Below are 258 nucleotides of genomic sequence, written 5' to 3'. Positions count from 1 at the left end.
AAGCAGGACCGAAGGAGACTCGCATGACCGAAGCCGTAATCGTATCGACCGCACGCACGCCGCTGGCGAAATCCTGGCGCGGTGCATTCAACATGACGCACGGCGCGACGCTCGGCGGCCACGTGGTCGCGGCCGCGCTCGAGCGCGCGAAGCTCGACCCCGCCCGCGTCGAGGACGTGATCATGGGCTGCGCGAACCCCGAAGGCGCGACGGGCGCGAACATCGCGCGGCAGATCGCGTTGCGCGCCGGCTTGCCGG

Annotated in this window: 1 protein-coding gene; it reads left to right on the top strand. The window is 70.5% G+C overall.

Annotated features, from left to right (window positions below; genetic code table 11):
- Nucleotides 1-23: 23 nt before the first annotated feature.
- The coding region (locus AAEZ09_RS28660) for a thiolase family protein (protein WP_502947616.1) at nucleotides 24-258 on the top strand (235 nt) is incomplete at its 3' end.

This window comes from Pseudomonas sp. 65/3-MNA-CIBAN-0223, from assembly GCF_040310425.1.
Taxonomy (GTDB): domain Bacteria; phylum Pseudomonadota; class Gammaproteobacteria; order Pseudomonadales; family Pseudomonadaceae; genus Aquipseudomonas; species Aquipseudomonas gregormendelii.
The sequence above is the reverse complement of the archived record's forward strand: the minus strand, read 5'-3'. Positions and strand labels throughout refer to the sequence as shown.